The 22,970-nt window shown below is 56.5% G+C and carries 19 protein-coding genes; 9 read left to right on the forward strand and 10 right to left on the reverse strand.

All coding sequences use genetic code 11. The annotated features are described in order from the left end of the window. Nucleotides 1-13 precede the first annotated feature (13 nt). The 4 genes from istB to GURA_RS08275 form a co-directional block, all read right to left on the reverse strand. Entirely contained in the window at nucleotides 14-826 is an 813-nt protein-coding gene (gene istB / locus GURA_RS08255) for an IS21-like element ISGur8 family helper ATPase IstB (RefSeq protein WP_011937011.1), read from the reverse strand. After that, nucleotides 816-2,264 carry an IS21-like element ISGur8 family transposase gene (istA, locus tag GURA_RS08260; protein ID WP_011937012.1) on the reverse strand — a complete coding sequence of 483 codons (1,449 nt, stop codon included), beginning with the start codon at nucleotides 2,262-2,264 and terminating at the stop codon, nucleotides 816-818. The genes istB and istA overlap by 11 nt, the downstream gene beginning before the upstream one ends. A gap of 210 nt (nucleotides 2,265-2,474) precedes the next feature. Beyond that, nucleotides 2,475-3,221: an alpha/beta hydrolase family protein gene (locus tag GURA_RS08265; protein WP_083764823.1), complete on the reverse strand. Its 747-nt coding sequence runs from the start codon at nucleotides 3,219-3,221 to the stop codon at nucleotides 2,475-2,477. Between the two features lie 711 nt (nucleotides 3,222-3,932). Continuing rightward, nucleotides 3,933-5,840 carry an LTA synthase family protein gene (locus GURA_RS08275; RefSeq protein WP_011938527.1) on the reverse strand — a complete coding sequence of 636 codons (1,908 nt, stop codon included), beginning with the start codon at nucleotides 5,838-5,840 and terminating at the stop codon, nucleotides 3,933-3,935. A 480-nt stretch (nucleotides 5,841-6,320) separates the two neighbouring features. Here GURA_RS08275 and GURA_RS08280 point away from each other — a divergent pair, with 480 nt between their 5' ends. Beyond that, the gene (locus tag GURA_RS08280; RefSeq protein WP_011938528.1) at nucleotides 6,321-7,193 is read left to right on the forward strand and encodes a diacylglycerol/lipid kinase family protein; all 873 of its coding nucleotides are present in this window, start codon (nucleotides 6,321-6,323) and stop codon (nucleotides 7,191-7,193) included. Nucleotides 7,194-7,235: 42 nt separating this feature from the next. Here the strand turns inward: GURA_RS08280 and GURA_RS08285 are convergent, their stop codons facing one another. The 4 genes from GURA_RS08285 to GURA_RS08300 form a co-directional block, all read right to left on the reverse strand. Continuing rightward, entirely contained in the window at nucleotides 7,236-7,781 is a 546-nt protein-coding gene (locus tag GURA_RS08285; RefSeq protein WP_011938529.1) for an acyloxyacyl hydrolase, read from the reverse strand. 104 nt (nucleotides 7,782-7,885) lie between these two features. Beyond that, nucleotides 7,886-9,196, reverse strand: a complete 1,311-nt coding sequence (locus tag GURA_RS08290; protein ID WP_011938530.1) for a multiheme c-type cytochrome — start codon at nucleotides 9,194-9,196, stop codon at nucleotides 7,886-7,888. Next, complete coding sequence (locus GURA_RS08295) at nucleotides 9,193-10,341, reverse strand: hypothetical protein (RefSeq protein WP_011938531.1); 1,149 nt, start codon at nucleotides 10,339-10,341, stop codon at nucleotides 9,193-9,195. The genes GURA_RS08290 and GURA_RS08295 overlap by 4 nt, the downstream gene beginning before the upstream one ends. Before the next feature lie 48 nt (nucleotides 10,342-10,389). Next, nucleotides 10,390-11,022 (reverse strand): hypothetical protein, encoded by a 633-nt coding sequence (locus tag GURA_RS08300; protein ID WP_011938532.1) that lies wholly within the window; start codon nucleotides 11,020-11,022, stop codon nucleotides 10,390-10,392. A 368-nt stretch (nucleotides 11,023-11,390) separates the two neighbouring features. Between GURA_RS08300 and bfr the strand changes: the two genes are divergently transcribed. From bfr to GURA_RS08315, 3 genes are all read left to right on the forward strand, one after another. Beyond that, nucleotides 11,391-11,858, forward strand: coding sequence for a bacterioferritin (gene bfr / locus GURA_RS08305; RefSeq protein ID WP_011938533.1), 468 nt, complete (start codon nucleotides 11,391-11,393; stop codon nucleotides 11,856-11,858). A 371-nt stretch (nucleotides 11,859-12,229) separates the two neighbouring features. Then, nucleotides 12,230-13,573 carry a DEAD/DEAH box helicase gene (locus tag GURA_RS08310; RefSeq protein WP_011938534.1) on the forward strand — a complete coding sequence of 448 codons (1,344 nt, stop codon included), beginning with the start codon at nucleotides 12,230-12,232 and terminating at the stop codon, nucleotides 13,571-13,573. Nucleotides 13,574-13,709: 136 nt separating this feature from the next. Beyond that, nucleotides 13,710-15,005 (forward strand): SAM-dependent methyltransferase, encoded by a 1,296-nt coding sequence (locus GURA_RS08315; RefSeq protein WP_011938535.1) that lies wholly within the window; start codon nucleotides 13,710-13,712, stop codon nucleotides 15,003-15,005. A gap of 50 nt (nucleotides 15,006-15,055) precedes the next feature. Here GURA_RS08315 and GURA_RS24635 read toward each other — a convergent pair whose 3' ends face one another. Next, the gene (locus GURA_RS24635) at nucleotides 15,056-16,000 is read right to left on the reverse strand and encodes a pentapeptide repeat-containing protein (protein WP_198134543.1); all 945 of its coding nucleotides are present in this window, start codon (nucleotides 15,998-16,000) and stop codon (nucleotides 15,056-15,058) included. Nucleotides 16,001-16,423: 423 nt separating this feature from the next. Here GURA_RS24635 and GURA_RS08325 point away from each other — a divergent pair, with 423 nt between their 5' ends. The 4 genes from GURA_RS08325 to GURA_RS22750 all read left to right on the forward strand — a co-directional run bounded on the left by GURA_RS08325 (nucleotide 16,424) and on the right by GURA_RS22750 (nucleotide 20,711). Next, nucleotides 16,424-17,128 (forward strand): lipid-binding SYLF domain-containing protein, encoded by a 705-nt coding sequence (locus GURA_RS08325; RefSeq protein WP_041245847.1) that lies wholly within the window; start codon nucleotides 16,424-16,426, stop codon nucleotides 17,126-17,128. Next, nucleotides 17,125-19,191, forward strand: coding sequence for a M1 family metallopeptidase (locus GURA_RS08330; RefSeq protein ID WP_011938538.1), 2,067 nt, complete (start codon nucleotides 17,125-17,127; stop codon nucleotides 19,189-19,191). The genes GURA_RS08325 and GURA_RS08330 overlap by 4 nt, the downstream gene beginning before the upstream one ends. A 187-nt stretch (nucleotides 19,192-19,378) precedes the next feature. After that, entirely contained in the window at nucleotides 19,379-20,212 is an 834-nt protein-coding gene (locus GURA_RS08335; protein WP_011938539.1) for a rhomboid family intramembrane serine protease, read from the forward strand. Nucleotides 20,213-20,336: 124 nt separating this feature from the next. Further along, nucleotides 20,337-20,711 (forward strand): DUF4124 domain-containing protein, encoded by a 375-nt coding sequence (locus GURA_RS22750; RefSeq protein ID WP_198134544.1) that lies wholly within the window; start codon nucleotides 20,337-20,339, stop codon nucleotides 20,709-20,711. A gap of 106 nt (nucleotides 20,712-20,817) precedes the next feature. Here GURA_RS22750 and GURA_RS08345 read toward each other — a convergent pair whose 3' ends face one another. After that, a complete protein-coding gene (locus tag GURA_RS08345) occupies nucleotides 20,818-21,543 on the reverse strand; it encodes a hypothetical protein (protein WP_011938541.1) in 726 nt (241 codons plus the stop codon). 169 nt (nucleotides 21,544-21,712) lie between these two features. On the opposite strand from GURA_RS08345, the gene GURA_RS08350 reads away from it, so the two are divergent. Further along, on the forward strand, nucleotides 21,713-22,951 hold the full coding sequence (locus GURA_RS08350) for an MFS transporter (protein WP_011938542.1): 1,239 nt from the start codon (nucleotides 21,713-21,715) through the stop codon (nucleotides 22,949-22,951). The last annotated feature ends 19 nt before the right edge of the window (nucleotides 22,952-22,970 follow it).

A 22,970-nucleotide genomic window follows, 5' to 3' on the forward strand; every position in this document is an offset into this window, starting at 1 on the left:
CGTTCTCAGCTCCTTAACCCGCCGTGTTTTGTTCCTGCGGCTCTGCTTGAGCCGATTGGACAGCAACGGTTTCCTTTGATTTTTGGGATTGCTCCAATCTGTAACTGGATAAGTTCAGCTCCAGGATAACGCTGTGATGGACCAATCGGTCAATTGCTGCTGCCGTGGTCATGGGATCTTTAAAAATCTGCTCCCATTTGGAGAACGGCAAATTGCTGGTGATCATTATGCTGCTGCGCTCATAGCGGTCGGCAAGAAGAGTGAAGAGAACTTCCATCTCTTCCCGGCTTTGCTGCACGTAGCCGATGTCGTCAATGATCAGGGCTTCATACTTCGCGTACTGCTTGAGAACACGCGCCAGTTTCAGGTCCCGTTTCGCGATCAGAAGTTCCTGCACCAGCAGGTTGCAGGGGATAAAACGGATCTGCCGTCCCTGGTAAATCAACTCCTGAGCGATCGCGCATACGAGATGAGTCTTGCCGCTGCCGGGATTGCCAAATGCCAGTACGTTCTCTCTATGCTCAAGAAAGTCTCCTTTCAACAGGAGATTGAGCTGTGCATCCACCTTCCGGGGCAGACGCTTGCGGTCAAAGGCTTTCAGACTTTTTTCCAAGGGAAGTTTTGATTCCCTGAGCAGGCGGGCAATTCGATTGTTTTGCCGGTCCTCACATTCGCGTTCGGCTAATTCATAAAGATAGGTTTCGTAATCCCAGTTGTCTCGCCGGGCATTGATGGCCTCGTCCTGATAGCAGCGCCGCACGGTGGGCAAGTGTAACTCTTTGAGGCGCCGGTCCAGGCGGCCGGCTTTTTCACCTTCACACTGCATATGACACCTCCTCATTCAACAGGAGACGATCATAAGCGGCCAGGTCCACCTGAGCGATACTGACTTCGGCAACAGGGGACGGCGGCTGTTGTTTGTGAAGGATTTCTTCCACGGCACAGGCAGTGATCGGTTGCCGGCCGCAGAGATCAGAAAGGGCTGCTCCTACGGCTGTTTCGCTCTCCATGGCTGCCATGCGCAATATTTTTAGGTATTCCCTGACGGCCTGCTGCGGCGTATGCCGCTCTTTGAGTTCATCATAGGCAAGCCGGAAATAGCTGCCGGGAAACATCTCTTCCCGGTAGCGGTAGTTCTCGAACGCCCCCGGCTTACGCTCCAGTTGGTCGATCATGTGCCGGTAATTGATCAGATGCCGATTTTCCCCGCGCAAGCGGGGAAGCGTGTCCACACACTTTTGGGCATAGAAAAGATCGAGATGTTCGGCAAAAAGGTGAACCTGAATGGTTTCACCGATCAATCTGCTTTCAACCGAGTAGACGTTGTGGTTGACGCGGATGGTGCTGCTCGGGCCGACGCTGACGGATAGGCGCTTGCAGCTTTCCAGGCGCTGATCCGGGAGGCTGTGCAAGACCCGTTGTTCTTCCAGAAACCGTTCACGGCGGCCGCTGTTTAATCTGGCGAAGAGTTTTTTCAGAAATTGCTTGTAGTCGTCGAGAGTGGCGAAATCAGCGCCTCCTCGCAGCAACAGAGCCTGCTGGACCGCTTTTTTGAGCCGATAGTTGCTCTGCTCCACATCTCCATTTTCATTGGGGCTTGCTGCCTGTGTTTTGCGCCCGGTGAGTCCGTAGTGTTTGAGCAGCGCCTGGTAGCGTTGGGTAAATTCATCCGGGTGCAGGGCTTTTTGCACCGCTGCCGTCAGCCGGTCTGTCTGGTGAGTCTGCGGCACACCGCCCAGTTCCCATAATGCGGCCTGTAGCCCTTCGCTGAGGCTTTCGAAGCTTTCTGAGAAGCAGACGCTGCCCGTTTCCCAGTTGGAGTAGGTCAGCACAAAATGATACAGCAGATGGTCAAATGGCTGATTGGCGATGGTGATTCCCAGTTTCTCCATGTGTGTGTAATCCGACTGCGCCAGTTCGCCGGGGCGGTGCAGTTGGGGGAAAAAGATTTCCTGGGAAGGCCCCTCCAGGGCACGCCAGCGCTTAATCCGTCGCTGGAGAGTCCGTAATTGCCCGTCCGAAAACTTGCCGGGAAAGCGGTTCTGCAAGTCATCGAAAAGAGTTTTTGCTTCAAATCCCGGATTTGAAGCAAGGTTTTCGCGGACTTCATCCCAAATGTCTTCGAAAGGATCTGGCCGGGTCCGCCATGTTCGCTCTTTTATGAGCTCACTTGGCAACCTGCCTGTCTTTAGATACTTTCGAGCAGTTTTTTCGTCCATGCCAGATTTGGCTGCGGCTACAGCTTGTGTTTTTTCCGTTTGCATCAGCTTGAATAACCTCCTTACCTGTTGATCAGTTACCATCCGTGCCATCCTTTTTTCCAAAGATGGTGGATAGTTTACAATTCCACAAATTACCGGGAATTATAATTGTCGTCAGGCGGGAGTTTTAATTGTCGCTGATCACAAATTGAAAGAAAAAGCCCCGGCCGTTTCCGACCGGGGCTTTTCCCGTCTCTTATCTGATCGCGTTTGCTACGGATGGCCTCCAAGATTCTGCACGAAATAGTTCACGCTCGCCGCGAGGGCGGTGGCAAGCCCGTCACCCGCGTAATGGTGGTCTTCGTTCGGCAGCGGGACGAAATAGAACGGCTTGTCGTACTGCTCCAGCACCTGAATCAAGTTGATCGAGTTTTCCAGGTGGACGTTCGTGTCCGCCAGCCCGTGGATGATCAGGGGGGCGGCCATGAGCTGGTCCGCAATTGTGATGAGGTTGGTAGCCGCATATCCCGCGGGGTTGTCCGACGGGGTCTGCATGTAGCGTTCGGTGTAGATCGTGTCGTAGTACGCCCAGTTGGTGGGGCCCGAACCGTCCACGCCGACCTTGAAGACCTCGGGTGCGTGGATGAGCCCGTACAGGGTCAGGAATCCGCCGAACGATTTGCCATCGGTGCCGATCCGGCTCGCGTCCACATAAGGGAGGGTGCGCAGGTATTCGACCCCGGCTAATTGGTCGTCGAGCGCGGCCTTGCCCAGTTCCTTGTAAATGGGAGTTTCGAAGCGGTGTCCGCGTCCGAAGCTGCCGCGGTTGTCAAGCCTCCAGACAATGAACCCCTCCTGGGTGTAGAGCACATCTCGCTCGATATGGTTAAAGATGTTGGTGGCTCCGTACCGGTTCGACACCAGCTGCTGGGTGGGTCCGCCATACCAGTGAATGATCACCGGATATTTGCGGTTGGGGTTGAAATTCTCCGGTTTGACGATCTGCGCGTACAGCTCGATTCCCGTTCCTGGGTTCTACGAATGCCAGGACAGCTCCCTTGGGGCTCCAGGCGAATGCCGACGGGCCGGGTCCCATCAGCGCGTTCGGCTGGACAAGCATCCGCGCCGTTACCTTCTCGGGGACAGGTGGCGTGGGCTGCTGTTCACCGCTACATCCGGCAAGGCCGACGAGAATCAGGGCGAGAATGAACGAAAAGCACGACGTAATGTTAAGCTTTTTCATTGTCTGATCTCCTGGAGAAGGTTTCTTCTCTTCAGCGGCAATATTATATCACAAACATAGTTGGTGAAAAATTATTTATTAGAATTGTATTGACGGCATGGTTACGACAACCGTAATGTCGGCGGCAGCCGGCCGACCTTGGCGCGGAACTCCTCTTTCCGGGTTAAACTCCGCTCAGCTCTGGCCACAAAAAAAGCGGAGAGTTTCCTCTCCGCCCGGATTGAATATGTCTGGTTTTTTACAGCATTGTCCGGTTTGGTTCTTGCTGCCAGCGAATCCCCCCCTCTCCCTAGCCCTCTCCCACCGGGGGAGAGGGGACATAAGCTCCCCTCCCTTTGATGGGAGGGGCTGGGGGAGGGTGCAAGACAGTGGTTTCAAGCCAGAACGCCAAGATGCAAAGACCAAACCGGACAACGCTGGGTTTTTTAATGTTTAATTACCGGAGCAATAAAGCTTTTGCAAGCAGGATAAACGTGGATGAAAGCGGTTCATTGCAGGCGGTTCAGACGATTTTTGTAGATGTAATTTGTCCCCTGGTAGTAGGCGAGCGCATCCAGCAGCAGTCCATCCTGCGGTTTTATTTCCGTTGTTTTGCCGTCCTGTCGGGAAAAGCTGAAGTATTCGGCCTCCTTTTTCGGCCCGAGGACCAGCAGTTTGTCGCCTTCGATGAAACCGAGTTTCTGGTAGGTGGAGATGAACGCCCGTTCCTGCCCGTCTTCCATGTTGAGGATATCTTTGCCCATGAACTTGGTGGTGTAGCTGAAATTCAGCAGGCCGAGCACGGTCGGGGCTATGTCGATCTGGCTCATCATCCGGTCGATTCGCTGCGGTTTGACCAGGGCGGGGGCGTAGATGAAGAGCGGGATTTCGTAATTTTTTACCGGCAGCGCCATCTTGCGCGCGCTTCCCGCGCAGTGGTCCGCGACAATGACGAAAACGGTGTCCTTGAACCAGGGCTGTTTCCTTGCCTCTGACAACAACCTGCCGATGGCGTAATCCGCATACTTTATTCCACCGTCACGACCGGTTTTGGAGGGGATGTCGATCTTTCCTTCGGGATAGGTGAACGGCCGGTGGTTGGAGGTGGTCATGACCACACTGAAAAACGGTTTTTTCTGCTGGTGGGATTTGCCCGCTTCCTTGATGACCTTGTTGAACAGGTCCTCGTCGCACACCCCCCAGGCGTTGGTGAACGTCACCTCGTCATTGGCGAAGTTCAGCCTGTCGACCGTGGCAAAGCCGTTGTTGGCGAAGAAGTAGTTCATGTTGTCGAAATAGCCGTGGCCCGCGTAGATGAACTTGTTATCGTACCCCTTGTCCTTCATCACCGAGCCCCAGGAGAAAAAGTTTTCGTTTTTGGGGCGTTTGACGATGGATGTGCCGGGGAGGGGGGGGATGGCCAGGGTGATGGCTTCGAGGCCGCGCACCGTCCTTGTACCGGTGGCGTACAGGTGGGTGAAGAACAGCGATTCGCCGGACAGCCTGTCCAGGTTCGGTGTCAGACCTTTTTTGTTGCCGAAGGCGGTGAGATATTCCGCGCTCAGGCTCTCTTCGATGACGACGATGACGTTGAGGCGCTTTTCCTGACCCTGATGCTCTATGACACGGGCAATGTTGCTGCTGTCCCGGCCGGCAAAGTGGTTATTCTTCTCCTGCACGAGCCCTCTGAGCCTGGCGAGAGCCACTTTGTTGTCCTTGGTGACATAGAATTTGTTGAAGTCCAGCTCGTTGTTTCTGAAAGCGGCAAAGAGGTTGTAGATGCCGTTGCCGGCCAGCTCGTCGGCATAATTGTTCGGTGAAATGTGCGACAGGGAGAGATCGACAAAGGCAAACGACAGGATCGGCAGTGCCAGAAACACCAGGCCGGTTTTGAGCCTCTCGCCAAAGCGGGATTTGGCGGTAAAAGAACGGTCCAGGTGCTTTTTGACAGAGAGAAAGACGAAAATATTTAGGAGAAAAATTGCTGCGAGAATCCAGTTGACCGGATAGGACTCGCGGATGTTGCGGACGACCTCGGAGGTATAGATGAGGTAGTCGACGGCGATGAAGTTGAATCTGGTGGCGAATTCGTCGAAAAAGGTATATTCGGCAACCGCATCGAAAAGCATCAGGTAGGTGAGTACGAAGCAGACGATGTAGGCAAACGGCCTGAACCACTTACTGTTGAAGACCTTGTCGGGAAGGATGACGGCAAACAGGACGAAGGGTATGGCTGCATAGGTGAAGGTGACACAGTCGAAAAACAAGCCCACACCGTAAATCTTCGCCAGCAGGAGCGGGGTCAGGTCCAGGTTCGGCAGCGACTTGATCAGGAGAATCGTTCTGATGAGAAACGAAAATACGAGGACAATCAACAGCAGGGTGAATAACGACCGATACCTGTTTTTCGACAACATGAGCTCGTTTTCCTTTTGCTTTCAAATGGGTTAGCTTTGTGGAACAAACAGGCTGACTTTACTGCATATGCGGCGGGAAAGTCCAGACTATTCATAGCCGGGTCGTAAAATTTTGCAGATGGCAAAATCGGACGCAATGTCAGGTAGATACGCAGACGGCCCGATTCGCAGCAGCATGTTTGGCGCCTGTTCTGGCCGAAGATACGAGGCACCGGATTACCCTTGCTGCAAAAAGCATTTGAACGCTTTCCGTATCCGTTCTATAAATAGCTGCGGGTTTTGCTGTCCGTTTATTCCAAAAACGGCAGTTAGCCACGAATGACACGAATAAACACGAATGTTTTTAACACCTTGTAAAGTCTTGGGTAGTTACCGAACTGGTAAGTGTCTTCTGCATCACAAGAGCTTGTATATTCGTGCAAATTCGTGAAAATTCGTGGCTAAAATGCTTTTTATATATTCCATGGAGGGACCGTACCGGTGGCCGAGCGTTGTTTTTTGATTGTAAATCCCACTTCGGGGAGTTATTCACAGCAGAAAATCGAAAGGGTCATGACTGCCTTGCGTGGTCACGGCCTTATCCCTGAACTTATGCTTACCGGCAGCGCGGCGGATGCCCCTCTCTTTGCCCGGCGCATCTGTGCGGAGGAGGCGGAGCCGTTCATCGTCGCAGGCGGTGGCGACGGCACGATCAACGGTGTGGTTAACGGCCTTGTTCCCGGCAGGGCGACGCTGGGGGTGCTTCCTTTCGGCACGGCAAATGTGCTGGCGCGGGAGCTGAACATCAAATCAGTTGATGATGCGGTGCAGAAGCTCGTCAGGGGCGGGACGCGCCGGCTCCAGATCGGTTTGATCGAGGCGCGCGGGGAAAGAAAATATTTTTTCCTCATGGCCGGCATCGGCTTCGACGGCGCAGTGGTGGAAAACGTCCGTCTGGGAGAGAAGAAGATCATCGGCAAGGGAGCCTATCTTCTCTCGGCGCTGCGAACGCTTGCAGCCTGGGACCGGCAGAAGCTGGAGATCAAGGTCGACGGCAGGGTGGTGGAATGCCATGGCGCAGTCGTCTGCAACGGGGCAAAATACGGGGGAGATTTTGTCCTTGCCCCTGCGGCGGATATCTTTACGCCGGGGTTCCAGGTGCTCTGCGTCAGGGGCGGGAAGAGGTGGACGTACCTGAAGCTGGCTTTGGACATGGTTGCGGGGCGGCCGCCGCAGGGGAAGGACATTGCCGTTTTTCCCGCCCGTGAACTGGAGATTTCAGGCAACAAGGCGATCCAGGTCGATGGTGATTATTACTGCCATGCACCGGTGAGAATCACGGCTGTTGAGGACTTTGTCCGGGTAATCGTTTGATTGAGCCCTGCCGAAGGGAGCCCCCAGCTGATCCCCGATAGTTCAGAAATTCCAGCTCAAGCCGACCATGTGCAGGTCGAGGCCGGGGTTGCCGCCGCCATAGATGCCCCCATTCGACATGTGCTGGAAACGGTATCCCACCCCCGGTCCCGAATCAAAACGGTAGGTGAGACCCACATGGGCCATAAACAGAAACCTCCCGTTGAAGTCCTGCCGGCCGTATGTCCTTTGACTCATTAAGCAGACATTCGGTCCCAGGTCCAGTGCCAGCCCTTTGCCGGCTTTATCCAGGACGATACCGGGGCCGAGGGTGCCGATGAAACCGGTTTCTCCTCCGCCATGAAGAGCTCCGGCAGCGGCATTGATCTGCAAGGCTACTCCCCACCCTGAGGCTGCTCGCCAGTCCCATGGCAGCCCATATGTTGTAAATACTTCATACTGGTGAAAAAATTCATGTTTTTCTTTGGCCGAAATGCCGGCCCTGATGCCGACATCTTTCCACCCTGCGTCTGCTGCCTTGCACAGGCTGGGGCAGACAATGCCGATTAAAGAAATCAGTGTCAGCAGTTTAACGGCGGTCTGTCTCATGGTCCCTCTCCCCCTGTCTTAAAATTACATACGATTAACCATATGCAAATTTTACCGGCGTTATGAAAAATTTCAACCCGGCTTCGGCAGTTGGAGAGGACTTCTTATTTTGCGCTTCCTTTCAATCGGTCCAGCACCTTTGCCTTTTCCACTGCGTACTCCTCTTCCGACATGGCGCCACGCTCCACCTTGCTCTTCAAGGCGCGCAAAGCATCTTCCGCAGCTGCTGCGGGGTCTGCGGCCTTGTTCTCTCCCTTGCCCGCGACATGTGCTTCTCCCCGTTCCCGCAGCCGGTTTGCCTCTGCCTTGATGTCCACAAGGTCCATCTTCAATTCGGCATTGCCGTACCAGTGGGCGTAGGCAGGGTTCTGGTGGTAGGCGCCCTTGATGGTCCGGGCATAGTCGTACTTTTTCATCTTGAAGAAGAGCCGCTCGATGTGGGAGGTGTCCTCATAGAGCATCTGGTTGTCGGTGACCAGCTTCCTGCCGCTTAAGGGGTGCTCGGGGCGCTGTTCCGGCATCGGGTCGAGGAGGCCGTGGTCGGACAGGTCCCAGATGATCTTTTCCGCTTCCTTGAGAATAGTCAGGCTCTGGCTGCGGACCGCGTCACCTCGTGCCAGGTCCTTGCGGGCGAACTCGGGTGCATGGCACTGGCTGCAGATTTGCAGCATCTCTTTGCGGGCCGGTTCGGCCTGCTTTGCCGGGTAGGGGGCGCCGCCGGAACTCATGGTGATGCCGAAGGAGACGTTGTGGCTTCCTTTGGGCATGTGGCAGGTCTGGCAGGTGGGGCCGGTGCTGATGCCGGCCGTGGCGTTGAGGGTGCCGTGCAGGGAGGTCTGCCACATCTCCCACTGGGGGTGGTCCGGTCCCATGTGGCACTTGGCGCAGGAGTTGGGATCGCGGACGATGGCCAGGCTTGTGTTGTGGTTGGTGTGGCAGGAGGCGCAGGAGCTTTCCACGTTGTGGCAATAGTTGCAGCCGATCTCTGCCATCTCGCTCGTTTGCTTGAGGAATCGGGCGCACTGGACCCCGGACAGGGGCGCGGTGCTCCCCTCCTCATGGCAGAAGCGGCATTCAGCGGGATCGCGGTTGGCCAGGTTGCGGGTGCAGCCCCAGCCGGAATGGAGTCCCATGCCGTGGCGGCTCGCCTTGTGTTCCTTGAACGCCTTCTGGTGGCAGGGGCCGCAGACCTTCATGTCGACCCTCGCCTCACCCTTGACGATCTTGTCATGGTCGCTGCCGTGGCATTTCTCGCAGCCTATCCTGGCCCGGGCATGGGCGCTGGTTTCCCACTGGTGAACGGCCGCCGGAGTTTTTTCCCGGTGGCAGGGGATGCACTCTTCGGCTGCTGCCGGGTGCGATAAGGAAATGGCGACGATGACGACGAGCGCCAACTGTGCGATGCGGTTTTTCATTGATGTAACATCCTTTCTCGGGCGGATTGGTAGTCGGGGATGGAAATCAGCCCTTCGCTCCGCCATTTGCGCAGGGTGAGGAGGCGTTCCCTCTCCGCTGGAACCGTTTTGTCCGCCTTGGGTTCGCCAAGGCCTGAAATCATGTAGAGGTTGTCGTCGTATCTGACCAGGAGGCGTCCCCCGATCGGGGCGAAGGCCCCTTCGCTCGTCGCGGGGAAGGCGACGACTTCTTTGTCGTCCCGATACAGGCGGCCGTCGATCAGGGCATAGCGGTTGCCGGGGGACAGGGCGATGGTGCGGCCGGGAGAGGGGATGGTCGCCAGTTCTTTTTCCATCCAGGGGTCGAGCCAGTGGCTGGCATTGGCGCCGTCTCCGTAAAGGATACGTTCGCCGTCTGCGGAGTAGACCGCTCCGGCGGAGGTGACGGTGGCACTTGCCACTTCCTTTTCAGCGCCGCTCTCCAGGTTGCGGATGAATATCTTTACGTAGGGAGAGAATGCGGGGGGATCCTGCAAGCGGGTATAGGCGATCTCGTCACTGAGTGGGGAAAGGGCGAAGGTGAAGGTCTGATAGAGTCTTTCCGCCGGCCATCTGGCGATGAACGGCCTGACCGTGGTTTCGCTGAGGGTCGTTGCCGCAGGCTTGCCGATCCCTTGCCAGCGGTAGAGCAGTCCCTTGACATTGGCGCCGAAGGACAACTGTTCGACGGTTATGGCGGCAACGAGCAATTCGTCGTTGCTTCGCCACGCCAGTTTTGTCACGTGGCCGCTGATGTCTGCTTCGCTGAGAACCGCACCGCGCATGTTGAAAATCCGCAGTGTGGCGTCTTTGCCATGGGGAAAGACGGCTGCCAGGTGCTCGCCGTCGGAAGACCAGCCGATTTCGTATGGCGCGGCGCCGAAGGGCTGGCTCTTGCCGTCGGCCGGATTATAAATCACGAAAGTATCGGCGACAAGGGCGATTTTCGTCCCGCCGTCGTTCCAGGCAAAGGGGGATGCCGGTTCGACCCTGGTCAGCCTGGTGACGGCGACCCCGTCGGGGAGGGCGCCGACAATCGGTAACCGGGCGCACCCGGTAACGAGGAGGATGGCCAGGTAGAAGGTGCTGGCGATGGTGAACGAGCGGTAACGGCGGTAAGGAAGCATGGATGTCTCCTTGCAGAAATGGTTCCGGCCGGAAAGGTGCTTTGGATCTTACCCGGCCGGATATTCCGCCAGACCGCGCAACGTTTCCTTCAGCTCGTACGCTGCAATGGCAAACAGCCGGTCGAGGAGTTTTCCGGTCAGGTCGGGGGGGAAAAGGGGCAATGCCAAGCGGTAGATAAGGTCGAGGAACGAGTCATGGCGGTTTTCCTCAAGGAAAAGCGTACCGTACTGATTCACCGGGGCATAGAGGAACGCGTCTTCCATGACCGCCTCGTCCTCGCTGTAGTAGGGGAGGAGCATTTCCAGGGAAAGGCAGAGCCCCTGGCCGGTCACGTCTTCCGCTACGTAGACGAGTATCTCGTCCTGCTGGGTGCCGCCATGCTCAGCTGTTTCCGGGCAGACCACGCCGGCAGGGAGAACCAGCAGCCGGCCATGGCGGGGGTCGAGGCCGTACGGCCATCCCTTGCCGCCCAGAAACCGTTCAAGCTCCTCATAGACATTCTTCTGCAACTGGTCCATGTCCTGATAGAACTCGGGGCGAAAGATGTCCCGTTTTGTGGCCAGTTCCTCAAAGGAAATGAAGTCATCTTCGCTGGTCGAAGGACGGGGATTCCGTTTTTCTGCGTTGTTTACCACCAGCCGCAGATGCGGCCGGTTTTCTCTGTCATTGTCATGTGTCATGGGGATGCAATCCTTATCTGTTGATTCGTTGTTTATTTCTATTTACTTTGCCCTTTCGTACGGGTCACGGAGCATTTCACGAGCCAGCAGCACGGTCTGAACGGATGTCACCTTAATACCTTTTTAAACCAGATGGTGTCAAGTGATTGCAGCAATGAACCGCTGGTCCTGACTGGAAACCATTTACGGTCGCGGACAACCAAATTTCTCCAGCCCTTGAATTAGACGTAGCCCACATTATACTTGAAATCAAGAGTCGTGTAAATCCGGGCTACGGGCCGTAGTCATCGGCCGGTTTCAATCATTGCGTCGTATCTGTATTGGCAATACAGCATGGTATGCCATCCATGCATAAAGGGGGGCAAGATATGAAGGGAAGCGAGCGGGTCATCGAGCAGTTGAACGCGAGGCTGGTCGAGGAGCTTACGGCCATCAACCAGTATATGGTCCATGCGGAGATGTGCGAAAACTGGGGGTACGAACGGCTGCACAAGGCGATTGAGAGTCGCTCCATGGCTGAGATGAGGCATGCCGAGAAGCTCATAGCCCGCATCCTCTTCCTTGACGGTCGCCCCATCGTCAGTAATCTGAACAAGATACATATCGGCGCCGAGGTTGAAAAGATGCATCAGAACGACCACGTTTACGAGCTTGACGCCATCCGCGGCTACAACGAGAGCATCCGGGTGGCGGTCGAGGAAGGGGACAACGGCTCCCGCGACCTGTTCCAGTCGATCCTCGATGAGGAAGAGGGGCACATCGACTGGATCGAGGCGCAGTTCGACCAAATCAGCCAGATGGGAATCCAGACCTATCTGGCTGAGCAGATTGAGTGAGCGGGCGAATTGCCTTTATTCCCGATTATTGCCCAACCGGCGAAGCAAAGAGCACATTGGATGCCGACGTCGGGTGTAGTGAATGGTACACACCGCAGTTGGGACAGCGCAAAATTTTCACTAGCGCGTCTTCGTCAGCAGCTTCCGTGCTGGTCTTGCAAAGGACGGACGACTCGCAACAGGGGCAGCGCATGAGATGGTGATGGGCTGCCTTCACTCCCTCTCCAACTGCTATTTCAGGATTATCCGCTTGACATGTTTTACCCAAAGCTGTTACGTTCATGACAGTTGATCGCAGCTCCCGGATAAGAAACTTCATCGTAAGCCCCGGAAAATACCGGGGCTTTTTTTTTACAGAAAGAAGGAGATTCATGAATTTTCAATCATTCGATTTTCACCCCGATGTAGCGGCCGGCGTAACGGCAGCAGGCTATGCCAGCCCCACGCCGATCCAGGCACAGGCAATTCCGCCGGTTATGCTCGGACGCGATGTCATGGGCCTGGCTCAGACCGGTACCGGCAAGACGGCCGCCTTTGCATTGCCGATCCTGCACCGCTTGATGCAGGGGAAACAGGGACACGTCCGTGCCTTGATCGTTGCCCCCACTCGCGAGCTGGCGGAGCAGATTCACGAGTCGATCAGTGCTCTGGGACGGCAGACCCGCCTCCGCAGCATCACCGTTTATGGCGGTGTCAACATTAACCCGCAGATACAGAAGCTCAAAAGCGGCGTCGAGATTGTCGTGGCCTGTCCGGGGCGGCTCCTCGACCACATCGGCCAAGGCACGATCGACGTCTCCCGGGTCGAGGTGCTGGTCCTCGACGAGGCGGATCAGATGTTCGATATGGGCTTTTTCCCGGACATACGGCGGATACTGAAACATCTCCCCAAACAGCGTCAGACCCTGCTTTTTTCTGCCACCATGCCCGACGAAATCCGGCGTCTGGCCCACGAGGTTCTGAACGATCCGGTCACGGTTCAGGTTGGCAATACCGCACCGCCGGTCACGGTCAGCCATGCCCTCTACCCGGTCGAGCAGCATCTCAAGACCCCCCTGCTCCTTGAGCTTCTTCGCCATACCGACACCGAGTCGGTGCTGGTGTTCACCCGTACCAAGCATCGCGCCAAGCGCCTGGGGGAACAGCTTGAAAAGGCCGGCTACCGGGCCGCATCGTTGCAAGGCAACCTCTCACAGAACCGGCGCCAGGCTGCGCTTGACGGGTTTCGCGACGGCACCTTCCAGATCCTGGTGGCGACCGACATTGCTGCGCGAGGTATTGACGTTTCCCAGATCTCCCATGTGGTCAACTACGACATTCCCGACACAGCAGAGGCTTACGTCCACCGTATCGGACGGACCGGCCGCGCTGCCCGCAGCGGCGATGCCTTCACCCTGGTGACCAGTGAGGATACAGCCATGGTTCGCGCCATCGAACGCGCCTTGAAAAGTTCCTTGGAGCGCCGCACCGTGGAAGGATTCGACTACAGTGTGCCTGCGCCGAAGAAGGATACCGAGTTCGTCCGCCCGCCGCGCGAACCGCAGAACCGTAAACCCGTCGCAGCAAAGAAGGGTACTGCACAAGGCTCACCCCATAACCAGGCTGGTACGGCCAAGCCGAAAGCCACCGGACGCGCGCAACAGCAGCCCGGCCAGACCGCCCATACTGCCGGTGCGCCGCAGCGGCGCGTCAATCGTTCTCGCCGCAGCCACTGATGCTGCCGAAGCATAAAATAGAAAAGGGGATGGGCTGATCAGCCCGCCCCCTTTTTTCTTTTCTACTCGCATCCCATTGTTGCCAATGATCGGAAATGTATTAAAATTGCGTAAGACTTGGTGGGTGGGAGGACGTATGTTCGTTATGCCCGTTACCGGCCCTGACCGAATGGTACAGGAGAGCCTTGCTTTTCTGCAAAAACTTCTTGCGGATCATCATCCGCGTAACTTTGACGTGCAGTTCTGGGATGGGACAATCTGGCATGCCGAGCCCGGCCTGCCGGTAAGTTTTACGCTCGTTCTCAACCACCCTGGCGCATTACGCCGCATGTTCTGGCCGCCGAACCAGCTTACCCTCGGCGAAGCCTTTATCTACGATGATTTTGACATAAAAGGCGATATCCTTGAGGCCTTTGCACTGGCAGATACTCTGATCAATCTCCGTTGGAGCCTGTTCGAGAAAATGCATTACGGCAGGTATCTTCTTTCGTTACCGACCAGAGCTGATTCCCATGCTGCACAGAGAGGAGCGCTGCTCAAAGGAGCGCTTCATTCCAGGCAGCGCGACCAACAGGCGGTCACCTACCACTACAATGTTTCCAACGATTTCTACAGAATCTGGCTGGATGAAGGGATGGTCTATTCCTGCGGCTATTTCGCTGCATCAGAGGATAGCCTTGATCTGGCACAGAAACGAAAGCTCGACTATATTTGCCGCAAGTTGCGGCTTAAGGCCGGAGAACGCTTTCTGGACATAGGGTGTGGCTGGGGCAGCCTGGTGATGCATGCCGCAGAGAACTACGGGGTGGATGCGTTTGGGATCACCCTTAGTCAGCCGCAGGCCGAACTCGCAAAGGAGCGTATCCGACGGCTGGGGTTGGAAAACCGTTGTCGTGTGGAGGTTTGCGACTACCGCGAGGTACTCGGAGAGAGTCGGTTCGACAAGCTGGCCAGCATCGGTATGTTCGAGCACGTGGGAACATCACACCTGCAGGAGTATTTCGAGCGAGCCTGGCGGCTTCTCAAACCTGGCGGCGTATTTCTCAACCATGGCATCGCCGGCAGCCTCAGCGAGCCTTTTCCTGACGGGCCTTCATTCGTAGATCGTTACGTGTTTCCCGACGGCGAGCTGTTGCCGATAAGTACTACCATCCGTTCCGCCGAGCAGAGCGGATTCGAGGTCCGTGACCTGGAAAGCCTGCGGGAGCATTACGCATTAACGTTGCGACACTGGGTCCGGCGTCTGGAAGGGGCGAGTGACGTGGTGCGCCGGGTTACCGATGAGATGACTTACCGGATCTGGCGGCTCTACATGGCTGGTTCGGCTTACAACTTCGACCATGGCCGGCTCAACATATACCAGGCGCTTTTGGTAAAGCCCGCCAGGGGGAGAAGCATGCTGCCGCTTACCCGTTCCGACTGGTATGCATGATTATTTTTCTCCCGCATAAGAAAGAACGGAAATAGCGGTGACACTTATAATCAGGGGATTACATCCTTGCAGAAACCGCGAGATCCTTCAAGGCAGATTCTTCCCTCGGTCCAGATTGCTCTGTCCAGGTTTGCCCCGTCCAGATTTGCCGCATTGATATTGGCAAGCCTGAGACTGGACATGTAGAGATTCGCACTTTTCAGATTGGCTCGCTCCAGATTGGCTTCCTGCAAATTGGCCCGCTCCAGATTGGAGTTTGTGAGATTTGCCCCCCTGAGACTCGCACCGGTAAGGTCGAAACCTGTGAGGTTTACGCCGCTTAGGTTCATGCCGTCGAAATTACGGGTGGTGGAGAGTATTTTCCTGATTTCCGCTAAGGGCACGCGCGATACCGACGCATGTGCCCTGTTGCCGGCTTTTTTGCGTGCACCGGATGTGTGCTTACGTACCGGTTTTTTCCTGGCGGTGGATTTCTTATGGATGCCGTCGTCTTTATGAAAATCCTCCATAACGGGTGATAAACCGGGTATGTATGCCTTTCGGTGATTTTTCTTTTTGCGGGTGCGGTGTGAGACTTTCTTTTCTTTACCGGCAGTAACGTTCTTCTTTTTTATGTTGTCGTTAGTTTCAGCTGTTTTTTGCACAGCATGGCTATTTCCCAGAGCTCCCTTTTCTGCGGCAAGCTTTTCCCGTTCTGTCGCTTCTTTGACCTGCCCTTCCAACTTAGTCTTTTCAGCATTGGCCTGTTCCTCACCCATTTTGTCAGACATCGGTTGCTCGTCGGCGGTATGCAAAAGGCGATCGGCCTCTTTCAACGCTTCATCAGCATCCGGTGAAGTTTTGGCGGGGCTGATCTCGTCACTGCGAACCTGTTCACCCTGTTCGGTAAAAACCGGCTCTGCCGAAAATGCTTCAGCGCCGGTCATCATTTGGCCGGCTACAGCCATGAACAACAACATGATCGTGATTGTGATCCGCCGTAGTGATCTTTTCAATATCGCCTCTCAATGGGTAGTTTCGCCGGCAAAAGGTTGCTGCCCGGTTAGGAAATTTAATATCATTTATCATTATCGGCAGGGATGGATAAATATTTAGGCCGTTTTGCACGCCGAACCCAATGCCGGCCGAAATGGGTAAAACTCGGCCCGAAGCTTCCTGACCGGCATCTGGTATACTTAAACCTGTATAAAGCATTTTAACCACGAATCTTCACGAATTTGCACGAATATACAAGCTTTTGTGATGCAGAAGACACTCATCAGGTCGGTGACTACTCAAGGCTTAACAAGTGGTTAAAAACATTCGTGTTCATTCGTGTCATTCGTGGCTAACTGTCGTTTTGGGGTTAAATGGTTACGGTGATGACCGTTTATCATGCAGCAAGACCGGAAATCAATCCGGAAATGGGGGTACACGCAATGAAATTATATAAAATATTGTCTGCGATTGTATCAATGGTGCTTATGTTCAGCATGTCGCTTTCTTCTGCCCTTGCGGAAAATGAAGCGAAGAAGATTAACGAGGCAACAGGCGTTGTCAAGGAAATCATGACCATCCCGGAAAAAGGAATTCCACCGGCACTGTTAAAGAATGCCTACGGCATCGCCATCATTCCGGGGGTCATCAAGCTCGGCTTCATCGTCGGCGGCCGGCATGGCAGCGGTGTGCTGATGGTGCGCGACAACGAGGGGAAATGGAGCAATCCCGTTTTCGTCAACTTTACCGGCGGCAGTGTCGGCTGGCAAATCGGTGCGCAATCCACGGATGTGATCCTGGTGTTCAAGAGCAGACGAAGTGTCGAGGGGATCAAAAAAGGGAAATTCACCCTGGGTGTCGATGCGGCAGTGGCGGCGGGGCCGGTGGGGCGTAAGCTGGAAGCGGCAACCGACGTGAAGTTGAAGGCAGAGATTTATTCGTACTCGCGCAGCCGCGGCCTGTTTGCCGGGGTTTCCCTGGAAGGCGCAGCACTGCAGATTGATGATGATGCCGATGCAGCCTTTTACGGAAAGCCTGGTATCCGCGCTGGCGAAATCATGTCCGGCAAGGTGGGGATATCCTCGCCCGAAATAAGGAATCTGCAGAAGTTGCTGGCTGAGTACGCGACCATCAGGTTGTCACCGTGAAGCGGTTTGCAGCCCGGACGATGCTTGTGCTCATTCTTTCATTCTGCTCCCTCGCCGCATGCGCTGAGGTGGGAGAGCCGAGAGCGGTACGGCAGGAGATCGCGGTAACCCTTTTCCCGGAGAGCCACCTCCTGACCGGAGCAAGCACGGTCACCTTTGCCGCCGGTGTCAATAGGGTCACCTTCTCCCTCTCTCCGGCTGCCGCCATCGAACGGGTTGCCGTGGCCGGGAAGGTGGCGCCGTTTTCCTTTGCCGGCGGCATGCTCGCCATCGACCTTCCCCGAGAGGTGGGAAGCGCTTCCGTTTCCGTGACGGTCAGCTACCGCGTCACCTTCAACGATCCGGTGCCGGAACGCCCCACCAGCAGCGAGGATCCCGGCTACGGAGTGAATGGCGCCATTACGGGTCAGGGTGTTTTTCTCGGGAGCGGTGTCGGCTGGTATCCGGTGACGGCAGCTACCCCGGAACGACGGATAATCAGGATTGCCGCTCCAGAGGGGATCGAAGCGGTGACCTCGGGAAGACGGATTGCCAGGGAGACCGGGCATGGCGTCACGCGCTCCACCTGGGAGGAGCTGAAGCCGGTCGGTGATCTCTCACTCTCCGCCGGCCCTTACCGGATCGAAGAGCGGCACATGGACGGGGTTGACATCTATACCTATTTTTACCCGGACAATGCCCGCCTCTCGGCCCGCTATCTGGACGCAGCCGCAAAGTACATCCGCTTCTACAGCGGGCTCTTCGGTCCTTATCCGTTCGAGAAGTTCGCCGTAGTGGAGAACTTCTTTCCCACCGGCTACGGCTTTCCTTCGTACACCCTCCTGGGGAGTGCGATCATCCGCCTCCCGTTCATCGTCGATACGAGCTTTCCCCATGAAATCGCCCACTGCTGGTGGGGGAACGGAGTCCTGGTCGGCTACCGGGACGGCAACTGGTCGGAGGGGTTGGTCACCTATCTGGCAGACTATCTCCTTGAGGAGAAAAAGTCGCCGGCGGCCGGTCGGGACTATCGGCTCCGCCTTCTGACCGATTACGCATCCCTCGTGACACCGGAGCGGGATTTCCAGTTGCGTAACTTCACCGGCAGGGTAGACCCTGCTTCCCGCGCCATCGGCTACGGCAAGGGGGCGATGGTCTTTCACATGGTGCGGTCCGTAATCGGTGATCAGGCATTCTTTGGGGCCCTGCGGGAGATTTGCCGGGAAAAACTTTACAAAACCGCCACCTGGCAAGACTTTACCCGCGCCTTTTCCCGAAGCGTCGGGAAAGACCTTACCCCTTTCATGGAGCAGTGGCTTGCACGGCCGGGGGGACCGCGCCTTGCCCTTGCCGGGATAAGCAGGCGGCAAGAGGGGGGTAACTGGGTGGTCACCGGGACGATTATCCAGACTCCCCCTCTCTACGACGTTTCTCTGCCGCTGCGGCTGGAGACGGCCGGCGGCCCGCTTCGCCAAACCCTGAGGGTCGATCGGGAACGGACTCCGTTCAGTTTTTCCAGCTCTGATCTCCCCCGGCGACTCCTTATGGACCCCGACGTGGAGCTGTTCCGCGTCCTTTCCTCCGACGAGCTTCCCCCGACCGTCAACCGGATTAAGGGATCGAAGAATCTCCTGGCCGTCATTACTAAAAACTGTCAGGCGCGTGAGGGGACGGTGAGGCTACTGCTGGAATCCCTGGGGCAGGGGAGGGCGACGGTTGTCAGCGAGGACAAGATCGGCGCGACAAGCCTTCGCGACCATGACCTCCTCTTCTGCGGGGCTCCGCAGCAACAAACGACTTTTCCTGCACTTCCAGGGGGAATATCCGTCTCACGCCGGGAGTTTTCCGTTGACGGGGAGCGATTCAACGGCTCCGACGGGCTTCTTTTCGTGGTGACGCGGCACCCCCTTGCCGCCGGGCGGGTCGCAGCCCTCTTTCTCCCCCTGTCGGACGGGGCGGCCGAGCGATATGTGCTGAAGATAACCCACTACGGCAAGTATGGCTACCTGGTGTTTGCCGGTGGTGAAAACCGGCGCAAGGGAATGTTTGCCCCGGCTGCGGGAAGCGTTGCGGAGTTTAACTGAGAAGCGGTTCCCTTTAATCCGATTTTATCCGATCAAAAGTTATCCGCGTGCAACGCTTTTGACTGTTGCTTTGTTTTGCTTATAGTTTCCGTTTAAAAAAAGACTCGCCCTGAATTCTGTGCGTGGATTTTCCGCCGGCGAATGGTATAGTGGGCGGGAAATCAACCACTGAATCGGAGTAACGACGATGACGCAACGAGCCATGCTCTGCCCCCGCTGCCGGCGCCTGATCGGCAGCAGTGAATCCTCCTGCTCATGGTGCGGGGCATCGCGACCTGCCGCCTGGTGGCAGTCGACCGCCTGGATACGGGGAGCCCTCGACGGCGACTGGATGGTCAGGACAATCGTAACTGCCAACATCATTTTCTATATTCTTTCCCTCCTCTTGAGCGCCCGCCACGGGTTTTCCGCAAATCCTTTCAGCCTCCTCTCGCCGGACAAGACGAGCCTTTTGCTGCTCGGTGCGACCGGAACGGTCCCCATCGACCGGTTCGGCCGGCTCTGGACGCTCCTCTCCGCCAATTACCTCCACGGCGGTATTTTGCACATCTTCTTCAACCTTATGGCTATGCGCCAGATCGCTCCGTGGGTCAATCACGAATACGGCCCCAACCGCATGTTCACCATCTATACCCTGGGAGGGGTATGCGGTTTCCTGGTTTCCTACCTGGCCGGCGTTCCTTTTACCATCGGCGCTTCAGCGGCTGTCTGCGGCCTGATCGGCTCGCTTCTCTACTTCGGCAAGAGCCGTGGGGGAGCCTACGGAACTGCGGTCTACCGGGAAGTAAGCGGATGGGTGGTCGGCCTGGTCCTGTTCGGCCTGGTGATGCCCGGAATCAACAACTGGGGGCATGGCGGCGGGATCATCGGCGGGATTATCCTGGGGAGGCTCCTGGGCTATGAGGACCGACGAGGAGAGACGGCCATCCATCGATTCCTGGCGCTGCTTTGCGCGGTGGCGACTGCCGGGGTGCTGGGGTGGGCGGCTGTCAGCGCCATTGCACTCTGGTTCGGTTATTGATTCGCCGGCATTTGGCCGATGGTTGCCTGACGAAACAAGCCGGTCTCCTTTTTCCCATTGAATAGCGACGACATTTCTTTAATAATAGGAGCCTGCACGTTCCAATGCGATGCTTGGGGGAATCATGAAAAAGTTGATGGTGATGCTGCTTTTCGTAGCATCTTCTGCATATGGCGAGTTTTATACCTGGACCGACTCCCGGGGGGTCGCTCACTATACGAACAGCACGTACGAAATTCCCGCCCGCTACCGTGCCAAGGCAAAGGTCGTGAATCTGGGGATTGACCAGAAGTCGGATCCTTCCTCAGCCCAGCCGAACGGGCAGGTCCAACCGGCGAAACCGGAGGGGCAACCGGCGATTCCGGGTGCGGGGGGGAATATTATCCAACAGAATGCACCTACTCCGCCGGTAACGGTCGCACCGGCAGTGCCACGGCAACAGAGAATCGAACGGAAACAGCGGGTGAGACGCAACGTTTCCAGGGAAATGGAAGATTAAGGCAATACGCCGGGCCTTACCTCGTGCCTCTAAAAAGGTGACCGGCCGCCACGCAGCCGGCCACATTTTTATTTCAATAGTTTTTATCTTGTGACGGGTGAATACCCTATGCTTCATCGAGCATGGTCAGGAAGGGGTGGAACAGCCCCGACTGTTCCAGAACGTTCATGGTTACCCGACATCCCTGCGGTATGACTTTGCTCAGATGGTGTTCCCGCTCCAGGTAGATGAGAAATGGGAGGTTCCCTGACAGTGAGAAACCGAAACGGGCGGCCATGCCGATTGCGGCGCGCGCTTCGAGCTGCTGTCCCAGATCGCGGGTTGTTGCAAGATAATGCATGGGAAAGGAAACTGCCGATCTGTCGAGACTGTCGATGAAAGCGGTTTTCTCGGCGGCGGAGAGCTCTCCGAAATCGGCGCCGCACCAGTGACTCTCCTTGGTTGAAAGGAGCGAGCGACAGGAAAACGGTCGCGCGCCGTAGACGCCGCAGGCACCGTCGTCGAGCAGCAGGGGACAAAAGCCGATTATCCGCCGTTGCATCCTGAGATACGACTTCAAGTCCGACACTTCGCCGATATGTTCCAGAAGCCGCGCGGCATGGGCCTTGACCCGGCCTGCCTGCTCCTCAGTCAGCGCAGCGGCGACGCCCATGGCTTCCGGAAAAGTGCAGTTCACCGTAAGGTTGCAGCAACTCCGGCACCCCTTGCCGCAATGGATCAGACCCCCTGCATGCATGTAGCCGTCGATGCATTCCATCGTCTTTCGGTCGAAGAGCTCATACAGTTTCCGTACTTCATCCTGCAATGTCTGCCAGTTGTTTTTCTGAGTCATGGAGGGAGTTTAGACGGAGCTTTTGGGCGGGTCAAGTAAAAATACGCACCCTTTCTCCAGGATATTCAGCCCCGCATGCCCTCAAAATGGGCCTTGACGTCGGCAAAACCGGGGTGATAAGATCGGGACCGATCCGATGTGGCAATGAGACTCCGAGCACGAGGTGATTATGCAGAGCCAGCAGGCAGTTGTCAGTCGTAATATCCTTTCCGTACCGGTGATCATTGCCGCCCTCGGTTATTTTGTCGATATTTACGACCTGGTGCTGTTCAGTATCGTCCGCGTGCCGAGCCTCAAGTCTCTCGGCCTGCAGGGGCAAGGGCTGATCGACCAGGGGGTGTTTCTCCTCAACATGCAGATGGCCGGCATGCTGGTCGGCGGCGTCATATGGGGGGTGCTGGGGGACCGCAAAGGGCGCCTCAAGATCATGTTCGCATCCATCTTCCTCTACTCGCTGGCCAACTTCCTCAACGGCACGGTCACCTCGCTCCCTGCCTATGCCGTACTCCGTTTTATCGCCGGCATCGGCCTTGCCGGAGAACTGGGGGCCGGCATCACCCTGGTTTCCGAAGTGCTGCACCAGAGCGTTCGAGGCTACGGCACCATGGTCGTTGCCTCGGTGGGGGTCTCCGGTGCGATACTTGCAAATTTCGTTGCCAAGGCGTTCGAGTGGCGCAACGCCTTCTACATCGGCGGCGCCCTGGGGCTCATGCTCCTGATCGCCAGGATCAGCGTGGCCGAGTCCGGCATGTTCCGGCAGATGGCGAGCACTGCCGTCAGCAAGGGGAACTTTCTCTCCCTTTTCACTGACCGGCGACGTTTCGGCCGTTACCTGCATTCGATCCTGATCGGCATACCGACCTGGTTCGTGGTCGGCATCCTCATCACCTTTTCCCCGGAGTTCGCCAAGGTACTCGGCGTCACCGGTCCGATCACGGCGGGGAACGCGGTCATGTTCTGCTACCTGGGGCTGGTCTTCGGCGACCTCGCCAGCGGCGTACTGAGCCAACTTCTGCAGAGCCGGCGGCAGGTGATCTTTATCTTTCTGGCACTTACGGTTGCAGGCATCGGCTGGTATTTCCTGGCGGACGGGGTCTCCCCATCCCTCTTCTACTGGATCTGCGCCTTCCTCGGCTTCGGCAGCGGCTACTGGGCCATATTTGTCACCATCGCCGCAGAGCAGTTCGGCACCAATCTGCGGGCCACCGTTGCCACCACCGTTCCCAACTTTGTGCGCGGGATGGTCGTGCCGATTACCATGCTTTTTCAGCTCTGTCGCAAACAGTTTGGCCTTGAACCGGGTGCACTGATCGTCGGGGGCCTCTGTCTGGCCATCGCTCTCTTTTCCCTCTGGCGTCTAGAAGAGACTTTTCATAAGGATCTGGACTATTTCGAGGAGTTCCTGTAGCGTTTAGTCCCTTAGAAAA

Source organism: Geotalea uraniireducens Rf4, from assembly GCF_000016745.1.
Lineage (GTDB): Bacteria > Desulfobacterota > Desulfuromonadia > Geobacterales > Geobacteraceae > Geotalea > Geotalea uraniireducens.

Bases quoted from the DNA above. Each gene is read 5' to 3' on its own strand.
- istB (WP_011937011.1), bottom strand. From the start codon at position 826: ATGCAGTGTGAAGGTGAAAAAGCCGGCCGCCTGGACCGGCGCCTCAAA.
- istA (WP_011937012.1), bottom strand. From the start codon at position 2,264: ATGCAAACGGAAAAAACACAAGCTGTAGCCGCAGCCAAATCTGGCATG.
- GURA_RS08275 (WP_011938527.1), bottom strand. From the start codon at position 5,840: ATGTTGTCGAAAAACAGGTATCGGTCGTTATTCACCCTGCTGTTGATT.
- GURA_RS08285 (WP_011938529.1), bottom strand. From the start codon at position 7,781: ATGAGACAGACCGCCGTTAAACTGCTGACACTGATTTCTTTAATCGGC.
- GURA_RS08290 (WP_011938530.1), bottom strand. From the start codon at position 9,196: ATGAAAAACCGCATCGCACAGTTGGCGCTCGTCGTCATCGTCGCCATT.
- GURA_RS08295 (WP_011938531.1), bottom strand. From the start codon at position 10,341: ATGCTTCCTTACCGCCGTTACCGCTCGTTCACCATCGCCAGCACCTTC.
- GURA_RS08300 (WP_011938532.1), bottom strand. From the start codon at position 11,022: ATGACACATGACAATGACAGAGAAAACCGGCCGCATCTGCGGCTGGTG.
- bfr (WP_011938533.1), top strand. From the start codon at position 11,391: ATGAAGGGAAGCGAGCGGGTCATCGAGCAGTTGAACGCGAGGCTGGTC.
- GURA_RS08310 (WP_011938534.1), top strand. From the start codon at position 12,230: ATGAATTTTCAATCATTCGATTTTCACCCCGATGTAGCGGCCGGCGTA.
- GURA_RS08315 (WP_011938535.1), top strand. From the start codon at position 13,710: ATGTTCGTTATGCCCGTTACCGGCCCTGACCGAATGGTACAGGAGAGC.
- GURA_RS08325 (WP_041245847.1), top strand. From the start codon at position 16,424: ATGAAATTATATAAAATATTGTCTGCGATTGTATCAATGGTGCTTATG.
- GURA_RS08335 (WP_011938539.1), top strand. From the start codon at position 19,379: ATGACGCAACGAGCCATGCTCTGCCCCCGCTGCCGGCGCCTGATCGGC.
- GURA_RS22750 (WP_198134544.1), top strand. From the start codon at position 20,337: ATGAAAAAGTTGATGGTGATGCTGCTTTTCGTAGCATCTTCTGCATAT.
- GURA_RS08345 (WP_011938541.1), bottom strand. From the start codon at position 21,543: ATGACTCAGAAAAACAACTGGCAGACATTGCAGGATGAAGTACGGAAA.
- GURA_RS08350 (WP_011938542.1), top strand. From the start codon at position 21,713: ATGCAGAGCCAGCAGGCAGTTGTCAGTCGTAATATCCTTTCCGTACCG.